The organism is Streptomyces sp. NPDC001781, from assembly GCF_053596035.1.
On the sequence record NZ_JBSFFI010000046.1, the window covers coordinates 1 to 10498 of the forward strand.

Below are 10498 nucleotides of genomic sequence, written 5' to 3' on the forward strand. Positions count from 1 at the left end.
GGGGGGGGGCCCCGGGGTGGGGGGGGGGGGGGGGGCGCGCGCAAGGGGGGGGGGGGGGGGGTGGGGGGGGGGGGGGGGGGGGCGCGGGGGGGGGCGGGGCGCCCCCCCCCCCCCCCCCCGCGCCCGGGTCGGACTGTCAGCCCTTCACCTCGCCGCCGTTGATGGCGATGCGCTGCCCGTAGCGGGCGTAGGGGTAGTAGTCGTAGACCGCGTGATGCTGGACGCAGCGGTTGTCCCAGAAGACAAGGGTCCCAGGGGTCCAGCGGACGCGGGCGTGCAGCACCGGCGTGCAGGCGATGGTCTCGAAGAGCATGTCGAGCAACGCCTGGCTCTCCCGGGCCGAGAGCTGCGGGACACGGCTGGTGTAGGCCTTGTTGACGTAGAGCAGCCTGCGGTCCGTCTCGGGATGCCTGGCGACGAGCGGGTGCTCGGTCTTGGGGATCACGTAGTCCGCGGGCAGGGCGTAACCCGCCAGGGCCTTTGCGCCGTCGTGGACGGCGGTGAGCTGGTCCAGCAGGGCACGCATGGCCGGTGAGAGCATCTCGTACGCGAGATGCATGTTGGCGAAGAGGGTGTCACCACCGCAGCCGGGCTCGGGAATCTCCGTGATGTAGAGCATCGACCCCAGAGAGGGTTCGGCGTCGGCCGTGCCGTCGGCGTGCCAGCCGTTGCCGGCGACGTTCGCCGCGGCCGACGTCGTGCGTATCTCCAGGACGCAGGGGTCGCCCTCGGGGGGCGCCGGGTTGACCGGGCGCAGCTCGCCGAAAGCGGAGGCGAAACGTTTGTGGTCCTCGACCGAGATCGTCTGATCGCGGAAGACCAGCACATGGTGATCGCGGAACGCCGTGCGGATCTCGTCCAGTTGCTCCGTCGAGAGGTTCTCCGACAGATCGACGCCCGAGACCTCCGCGCCCAGGACGGGAGTGATCCGCTCGAGGGTGAGCGTGCGGTAGTCGTGCACGGGTCGCGTGGTCACCGCTTCCAGTGCTTCGCGTTCGTATGTCTCCATGACTTCCTCCTTGGGACGGTGGACAAGAGGGGTCGAGCAGTCGGGTGCGGGGACGACGCGGCCGAAGGCGGGACCGCCGCAGATCTCGTCGTTCTCGCCGGCCCCGCACCCTTCGTCCTCACGGTGCCGTGACGCGGCCGGGCAGACGGCCGCGGGGACGCCCGGAGAGACCGGTGGCGGTCACTTCGCGCGCTTCGAATCCCCTGCGCCCGATGCCCCGGCACCGGTGGCGGCCGGGTACGCCATCGTGGCCGCGATGGTCTCGGCCACCTCGTGGACATGGGGCGGCGCGACGATTCCGTAGTGGTCGGTGACCAGTGACCGCCGATCGGCGGTGGGAGGCAGGCAGGCGCGCCACTGCCTGTCCGTCTCCCGCGGATCGCCCGGCGCGGGCAGGCCCGCCGAGGGCTGTTCGGCCAGCCACAGGAACGCGGGGGTGGAGGCGAGAGGCCGCACCCGGTGCTCACCCAGGCTGCGCAGGTTCGCCCGGCAGCATCGGGCCAGCCTCTCGGCATACGCCCGCGCGTGCTCGGCCGGCAGGGCCCGGACGTCGGCGCCGAGTTCGGCGACGAACACCTGCTCGATGGCGGTCTCGTCGTAGGCGTCGACCAGCGCGCCGGCCTCCGGCGGCGGCGGGTCCAGCAGGAAGAGCGCCTGCGCCTGCCGCCCCGCCGACTCCGCCAGCCCGGCCATCTCCATGGCCACACGGGCACCGTAGGACCACCCGGCCAGGTGGATGCGACGATCCGAGCCGCCGAAGCGGTCACGGAGTGCCGAATCGTAGTGACGGGCGCGTTCGGCCAGCGACCACGAGGGCATCGAGGCGTCACGGAGCCCCGGGTCGGCGATGAGGCACACGGTGGGAACAGGTCCGAGCGCCGTCACCAGGGAACGGTAGGCCTGGATGTCCCCGCCCACGGGGTGTATCAGGCACAGCACGGCCGGGCCCGTTCCCTCCTGCCAGATGTCGAGGACCACCCGGGAGCCGGGATCCTCGGCTCGTGCGGCGACAGGCTCCGCCGGGGACAGAGCCGCCTCGAGGTGCTTGCACACCTCGGCGAGGCTCACCTGATGACTGAACGAGGCCAGGTCGAGTGCGACGCCCTGATCCGCCTCGATGTGGGCGATCAGGTCGATCAGGGTCAGCGAGTCGGCGCCGAGGTCGTACAGAGAGGCGTGCGGGTCGAGGTCGTCGGTACCGAGCAGATCCCGCATCATCCGGGCCAGGGCCGCCTCACGGTCCCCGGCACCGTCCGGATCCTGGAACACCGTCTCCGTCGCCGCCGGACCGGACCGCGCCGAGCGGGGCCCGGTCAGGCCGTGGGCGGGCGCGTAGAACGCGCGGGAGGTCTCCAGATCGGTGGTCGAGACGAGGAGCTGCGGCAGGCGCAGGGCCACTGCGCGCGCGAAGACCTCCATGCCCTCCGCCACCGTCAGACCCACCCGCAGATGGGCCTGGTGCCGGCTGTCCGCGCCGAGGCTGCGGGTCGCCATCCCGGCCTCGCTCCAGATGTCCCAGTCGACGCTGACGCGGTCGGTGGTCTCCGTCTCGGCGGTCCGGTGATGGGCGAAGCCGTCGAGGAGGCTCGCGCCTGCGGCGTAGTCGCTCTGACCGATGCCGCCGAGGAGGGCCGACATCGAGGAGCAGTACACCGCGATCTCCGGGTGGAAGGTCTCCAGAAGGCGCTCCACGACGAGGGCGCCGTTCTCCCGGGCCGCCGCGGCACCGGCCATCGCGGTGGCGTCGCGGCGCACGAGCAGCGCGCCGAATCCGAGTCCGGCCGCGTGGACCACCGTGTCGAGCCGCGCGGTGTGCTCCGCCACGGCCGCCACGACCTCGCTCACGGACATGACCGCCAGGTCCGCCGTGACGAGGTCCACGCGGTCGGCCCATCGGTCCAGTCCGGCGGGCAGCCGGGGATTCCGCGACAGCAGCAGGACCCGTCCACCGGTGTGCTCCAGCAGCCAGGCCGCCGCGGCGCCGCCGATGGCACCCGTGCCGCCCAGTACCAGGTGGACCGTCTCCGGGCCGCAGGGGACGACGGCCTCCGTGCCGGACGGCGCCGGCACGGGCGTGGTCGCCGGCCGCCACCAGAAGCCGTCGCGCAGCGCGAGCTGCCGCGACGGAGCCGGACCCTCCGGGCGTCCGCCCCGACGGGCCTCGGCGACGGCGGCCGCCACCTGGCCGGCCCACCGGGTGAGGTCGCCGTCGGGGAGGTCCAGCCAGTGGCAGTACAGGGCCCCTTCCTGGCAGCCGACCTCGACCGGGCCCGCCAGCAGGGCCAGTTCGGGCCGCTCCACCGTTCCGGTCACCGGCCGGGCGCCGTACGACAGCGACCACACGCGCGGAGCGGCGCTCCGGCCGTCCAGCGCCTGGGCCAGGGCCGCGGTGGTGTCCAGGCAGGCGTGCCGTGCCTGTGCCAGCGTGCCGGGACCGGTGGGGCCCGTCACGTCCAGCGGCAGGGCGTGCACCCATTCCGTGTTCGCCAGGACGTCGTCACCGCCGTCCGCGCACAGCGCGTCGAGCACCAGGCGCAGGGACGCCGGATCGGCCGGATCGGCCTCGAAGACGTCGGGTCCGCTCCGGGCGAAGACACCGGCGGGCCGCACCCGCACCACCCGCGACGCGGCGGCCTCGAAAGGCGCGAGCGCCGCCGGTGTCACGGACCGGGACACGACCACCACGACGGACGCGCGATCGACGGGTCCGGGCGTCCGCGCGGCGGCGCGGCGCAGCCGGACCCAGTACGGCTGGTGCAGCCAGTCCGCCTCCGGGAGCCGCTGCGGCCGCGTCGGCGCGGCCTCGGGTGCGCGCTCGAAGCCGTACTCCGCGAGGGCGAAGGACGGCGGGGGAAAGTCCCAGGGAGCCGGGGCGGGACCCGCCTCCCACGCGACGGTCCTCCCGGCGGTCCAGTGCTCGGCGACGGCCCGTGCCGTGAGACCGGCGGCCTGGACGGCCACGGTGTCGCTGTCCGCGAGACCGTGCCCGGTCTCTCCCGCGGCCACCGTGCGCAGCCAGCGCACCGCGCTCGTGGCGTCTGCCACGGGTGCCGCGACCCGCAGGCGGCGGGGGACCCGCCCGGCCTGAAGGTGCCGCAGCACCGGCCCGAACCGCTCGGGCCGGCGTTCCAGGTAATCGGCGACCCGAGCGGCGTCGGCCTCCAGGGCGTCCCTGCTGGAGGCGGACAGCACCAGGCACTCCGGTGCGCGTCCGGCCTCGGCGTGCGCGGCCCCCGTGTCCTGCTCCACGACGACGTGGGCGTTCGTGCCGCCGATCCCGAAGCTGCTGACAGCGGCCACCCGGTCACGTCCTGCGGGCCACGGCGTGGTGCTGGTGGGTACGTACAGCGGGGTGGGGTCGTCGCCTATCTCCGGGTTGAACTCCCGGAAGTTGACGTTGGGCGGAATGCTTCCGTGGTGCACGGCGAGGACCGCGCGCACGAGACCCACCACACCGGCCGCCGCGCCCATGTGGCCGAGCTGGCTCTTGACGGAGCTCAGCGCGCACCGGCCCGACTCGTCCACGTCGAACGCCTGCCGCAGCGCGCCCACTTCGACGGGATCGCCCAGGCGGGTGCCGGTCCCGTGCGCCTCGACGTATCCGAGGTCGGCACCGGTGCGTCCGGCGCGGGACAGGGCTGTGCGGATCACCTCGCGCTGCCCCGCCAGGGACGGCGCGGTGAAACTCATCTTGGCGGAACCGTCGTTGTTGATCGCCGAACCCGTGATCACGGCGTACACCGTGTCGCCGTCGCGCCGGGCCCGCGACAGCGGTTTGAGCACCACGGTGCCGACTCCGCTCGCTCCCACCGTCCCGCTCGCGTCGTCGCTGAAGGGCCGGCAGTCGCCGTCCGCCGAGAAGATGTGCTGCGGGCGGTAGCGGTAGCCGTCGGCCTGGCCGGGGTCGACGAGCACACCCGAGGCCAGCATCACGTCGGCCTCACCCTGCCGGAGGAGCCCGGCGGCGAGATGGACGGCGACCAGCGAACTGGAACACGCCGTCTGGACGCTGAAGGCGGGACCGGTGAGGCCCAGGTGGAAGGCGGCCTTGGTCGCCAGGAAGTCCTTCTCGTGGTGCAGGGCCAGCTGGAAGCCGTCGGGCAGCCTAGACGGGTCGGCCTCGCGCAGCATCGACTGGAAGTACGTGCTCTCCCCGGCACCGGCCACCAGACCGACCCGCGTCGCCGACGTGTCGGCCACCCCCGCGTGGGCCAGGGCCTGCACACACGACATCAGGACGTGACGTTGCTGGGGGTCCATCAGGCGTGCTTCCTGGGCACTGATGCCGAAGTGGGCCGGGTCGAAGTCGAGCATCCCGTCGAGCGTGCTGCGCACACCCGTCACGCCCTCGGGGGCGTCGAAACGGCGGAAGGCGACGGAGCCGGAGACCACCAGGTCCCAGAACGCGGCCAGGTCCGGAGCGCCCGGTACCCGCACCGCCATGCCGACGACGGCGACGGGCTCACCGGGCTCACCGGGCTCGCGGGGTCCGTCGTCCCGCGTGACCGCGGCGACGTCCGCCTGCCTGCCGTCCGACGAGTTCCCGGACAGGTGCCGGGCAAGGGAGCGCACGGTGACGTGTTCGAAGAGGTCCGCGATGCCGAAGCGCGCGCCCAGTTCCGTCGTGCAGTGCAGGTGGAAACGCATCAGGGTGAGGCTGGAGGCACCCGCCGCGAAGAAGCTCTGGTCGGGGCCGATCACCACCCCGGTGACCGTCTCGAAAGCGGCGGCGAGCCGCTCCTCCTCGGCCGAGAGCCACTGCCCCGACGTCACGGTACGGCGGATCTCCTCGCCCGGCGCCCGCAGCGCCGCCTGCCGGTCCAGCTTGCCGCTGGGCGTCCGCGGCAGGGTCCGCAGTCTCCGGAACCGGTCGACGCGCACATAGGACGGCAGCAGTTCCGAGAGGTGCGCACTGAGCTGGTCGGCGGACGGCGTTCTGCCCCGGACCTCCAGCGAGGCCGTCAGCCGGCCCTCGTCACGGGACACGACGGCGTTGAGCACGTCCGGGTGACGCAGCAGGGCCGCCTCGACGGAGCCCAGTTCCAGCCGGTGTCCGCTCAGTTTGATCTGCTGGTCGTCGCGGCCCGCGTAGTGCAGCAGTCCGTCGGCGTCGAACCACGCCCGGTCCCCGCTGCGGTAGAACAGGCCCTCGCCCGGCACGTCGACGAAGCGCGTCCCGTCGGCGGCGCGGTCGTCGAGGTAGCAGCGGGTGGTCATGGTGCCGCCGATCAACAGCTCACCCGTGTACCCGTGCGGCACCAAATCGCCCTGGGCGTCCACCACCCGCAGGTCGGCGCCCGCCACCGGGCGGCCGATGGCGGGACGCTCCGGCCATCCCGCGGGATCACCGTCGAGACACAGGGCACTGACCACGTGCGTCTCGGTGGGACCGTAGTGGTTGTGCAGGCGGGCCCCGGAAAGTCCCGTGAACCAGCGGCGGACGGCGTCGGTGCACACCAGTTGCTCGCCCGCGGTGACGACCTCCCGCAGCCGCGAGGGATATCTGTTCAGGCGTACGCCGTACTCGGCGAGCAGTTGCAGGGCCACGTAGGGCATGAAGACGCGCTCGGTTCCCGCCGATTCCAGCCGTTCCAGCAGGGCGGGCGTGTCCTGACGCCATTCGGGACGTATCAGCTGCAGGCTGCCGCCGGTGCAGAGCGTGCCGAAGATCTCCTGGAAGGACACGTCGAACGACAGCATCGAGAACTGCTGGGTGGCTGCCGGCGCGCCCAGACCGCCTGGCCCCCGCTGCCAGCGGATCAGGTCGCACAGTGTGCGGTCGGAGATCTGGACGCCCTTGGGGACGCCGGTGGAGCCGGAGGTGAACAGGGTGTACAAGGGCCGGCCGCCGTCGTGGGTGCCGCCCACGTGAGGAGCGCACGCGGCACCGCCGGGGTGCGGTCCGGGCTCCGTCAGGTCGACGAGGTGGGTCACCACGCCGTCGGGCAGCAGGGCGTCCAGCGCTGCCACGCCGTCGTGGGTGACCATCACGCACAGCGGGTCGACGTGCTCCAGCACGCGGCGGAGCACGTCGGCCGGGTAGGAGGGGTCGAGCGGAACCGCGGTGATGTTGAGCCGTGCCAATGCCAGCAAGGCGACCACGTGTTCGGCGGACGGGTCGAGGTACAGGGCGGCCCGGCAGGGGCCGCCGTCGTCGGGTATCGCGTAACGTCCGGTCAGTTCCGTGGCGAGGTCCTCGGCGAGAGCGTCCAGAGCGGCGTAGCTCAGCGTGTCCCCGTCGGCCGTCACCACCGCGGGCGCTTCGGGGCTGCGGGCGACCTGCAGCGCGAACCCCTCCGCGACGGTGCTGAACCCGGGCTCCGGGTCCGGGCCGCGCCCGTGCCGCGCCAGCGACCGCCGGTACGGCGCGACCAGATCCCGTGCGGTGCCGCGACCGCCGGACGCGAGCGCGTCCACGCCCCGCCGGAACAGCTCGGCCATCGCGTCGACGGTCTCACCGGTGAAGCGGTCCTCGGCGTACTCCCACAGCAGGTCGAAACCGTCGGCGTGCTCGATCACGGAGACCGTCATGGGGCACTTGGCCTCCGACGCGGCCCACCAGAGCGGGCGCTGGACGCAGCCGGGCAGGCGCAGCCCCTCGAAGTCGGTGTTCTCCAGGACGAACAGGAAGTCGAACGGAGTGCCGTCACCCACCGCGTCCCAGCCGGTCAGCACGTCGGCGAGTGCCACGTCCTGGTGTGCGAGCACCGTCGCGCTGTCCTCACCCGCGCGGGCGAGGTTCGTGCGCAGGTCCTCCCCGGGCGCCACGGACACCGGCAGCAGGACGGTGTTGGCGATCATGCCCACGCTGTCCTCGAACTCCCGCACCGGACGGCCTGCCACCGGAGCCGCGACGCGCGGGCGTACCAGACCGGTCGCGCCGTACAGGCTCCACGTGAACACGCTCAGCAGCACCTGGAAGCGGGTCAGCCCGAACTGCGCGCAGAGCTGGTCCACCCTGCCTCGCCGGACGACGTCGAGGGAGGTGTGCAGCAGCCGGGCCCTGGGTGCCGCGCCGGTGCTGTCGGGCAGCGCCTCCCGGGGCTCCTCCAGGGCCCGGTAGTGGTGCAGGAGGGCGTCCCGCTGCGTCGCGTAGGCCGTGCTCGCCTGCCAGGCGCTCTGCCAGGTCGCGAGATCCAGGGGGTCCGGGACCGCCGCCGGGCGCGGGCCGGAGAAGGTGCCGGTGGCCTCGGCGTAGCCGTCGGACAGGTCGCGCAGCAGGATGCTCAGCGACCAGCCGTCGACGGCGATGTGGTGCAGGTGCAGCAGAAGCGTTCCCCCCGCCTCACGGGGCAGCCAGCACACCCGCAGCATCCGGGGCACGGCCAGATCGAAGGGCTCGGCGAAGAACGCGTCGGCGAAGACGTGTGCCTCGTCCTCGTCCCACATCCGCGGCTCCCCCGGCTCGTACCAGGGGTCGTAGGGGTCGCCGACCTCCTGCCGGAGTCCCTGCGACCCGAGGGTGAAGCCCGTGCGCAGCGCCGTGTGGCGCGCCACCAGGGTCCGCAGCGCCTGCCGGAGTGCGGCGGTGTCGACGGCGCCGTCCACCCGGAAGGCCTGGTTGACGGAGTAGGCCAGCGACCCGGGCGAGCGGCGCTGCAGCAGCCACAGCCGCTGCTGCTCGCCCGTGACGGGCGCCGACCGGGCACCGGCGGCCACCGCCACCGGGTAGGCGGCCTGCTCGCCGGAGTCGCCCCCGGAGACCGCCCGGGCGATCGAGGCCAGGTCACCGTGGAGAACGGTCGCCCGGGGCAGATCACGGCCCCACCGCTGGCGCACGGCGAAGCAGAAGCGCAGGGCCCGCAGAGAATCGCCGCCGCTGGCGATCCACCGGTCGCCCAGTCCGAGGTCCGTGACACCGAGGATCTCCTGGGCCAGGTCCAGGACCTCGCGCTCCGTCTCCGTCACGGCCTGCCCGTCCGGGGCGGCCGGGCGCCAGGGACGGAGCGCCTGCCGCAGCAGCGCGGCCTGGTCGACCTTGCCGTTGGCGCTGAGCGGCAGCTCCTCCACGAGGTGGATTCGGTGCGGCCGCATGTAGACGGGCAGCTGAGCCGCGAGGTGGCGGTCGAACTCCTCGTAGGACAGCTCGTGACCCAGGACCACGAACGCCAGGAGTTCGTTCGGCCCGTCGTCGCCGTCGCGGCGCACACACACATGGGCCCGCCGGACCGCCGGGTGGGAGAGCACCTGCCGCTCGATCTCACCCGGTTCGATCCGGAACCCCCGGACCTTCACCTGGCGGTCGGAACGCCCGACGTACTCGATCCGGCCCTCGGTGTCGGCCCGCACCAGGTCACCGGTGCGGTAGTGGATCTCCGCGCCGCCGTCGTACCACGCGAGCCGCACGAAACGCCGCGCGGTCTCCTCGGGCAGGTTCCGGTACCCGACCGCGAGGCCCGGACCGGACAGCAGGAGTTCGGCCACCTCACCCGGCGCCGCGACCCGGTCCCGGCCCGGCACCACAAGCACGGCGCCGGTCCCCGGCAGGGGACGGCCGATCGGCACCACGTCACCGTCGAAGTCCCGGTCGATCGGGTGGCACAGAGCGAAGGTGGCGCACTCCGTGGGCCCGTAGGCGTTGAACAGACGGGTGGTGCTGCCGGGGTTGTCCCGGTACCAGCGGCGCATCACCCGGGCGTCGAGCTGCTCGCCGCCCACGAGGACCTCGCCGACCGTGGCGAAGCAGTCCGGCACGGCTGAGACCATGGCGTTGAACAACGAGGTCGTGATGAACATGGTGTCCACCCGCTCGCGCCGCAGTGCCGAGGCGAAGCCCTCGGGAGTCCGGACGTCCTCCTCCCGCATGACCACGCAGCAGCCACCGGTCAGCAGGGGCGCCCAGACCTCGAAGTTCAGCGCGTCGAACGCCGGATTCGCCAGACACGCGTAGCGCCGGCCTGGCTCGACGCGGATGTAGCCCGGCCGCGCCAGGCGCATGACGCCGGCGTCACGCACCTCGACGCCCTTGGGCCGCCCGGTCGTTCCGGACGTGTAGAACAGGAAGGAGGATTCGGCGGCGGCGTGCGGGTCCGGCACGGCGGAACCGGCTTCCGGGACGCCGGGCAGCAGGCTGTCCACGGCGAACGCCCGTACGCCCGCGGGGAGGCCGACGGCGTGCTCGGAACCGGAATGCACCACGGCCGCGGCCGCGCAGTCCCGCAGGATGAAGTGGCGGCGTTCGGCCGGGCTCTGCTCGTCCAGAGGCACGACGCGTGCTCCCATCCGCAGGACGCCCAGCATCACGCAGACCAGCTGCCACGAGCGTGGCAGCGCCACGGCCACGGACTGCCCGGCCGTCACGCCCTGGCTGCCCAGTGCCTCGGCCACGGCGGCGGCGGCGGAGTTCAGCGTCGCGTAGTCCAGACGCGTGTCGCCGTCGGCGACCGCGTCGGCCCGCGGAAAGCTCAGAGCCCGACGGTGAATCTCCAGGGCGAGCCCGGGCTGTGCGCTCCGCTCCCCGGTCATGCCTGCTCGGGCGGTATCGACGCG

2 protein-coding genes are annotated in these 10498 nt (G+C 73.3%); both read right to left on the reverse strand.

The genetic code is table 11. From position 1 onward, the window contains the following. Nucleotides 1-136 precede the first annotated feature (136 nt). The gene (locus ACWCV3_RS27515; protein WP_451229598.1) at nucleotides 137-1009 is read right to left on the reverse strand and encodes a TauD/TfdA dioxygenase family protein; all 873 of its coding nucleotides are present in this window, start codon (nucleotides 1007-1009) and stop codon (nucleotides 137-139) included. Nucleotides 1010-1189: 180 nt separating this feature from the next. Continuing rightward, nucleotides 1190-10474: an amino acid adenylation domain-containing protein gene (locus ACWCV3_RS27520; protein ID WP_451229601.1), complete on the reverse strand. Its 9285-nt coding sequence runs from the start codon at nucleotides 10472-10474 to the stop codon at nucleotides 1190-1192. Nucleotides 10475-10498: the final 24 nt, after the last annotated feature.

Bases quoted from the DNA above. Each gene is read 5' to 3' on its own strand.
- ACWCV3_RS27520 (WP_451229601.1), bottom strand. From the start codon at position 10,474: ATGACCGGGGAGCGGAGCGCACAGCCCGGGCTCGCCCTGGAGATTCAC.
- ACWCV3_RS27515 (WP_451229598.1), bottom strand. From the start codon at position 1,009: ATGGAGACATACGAACGCGAAGCACTGGAAGCGGTGACCACGCGACCC.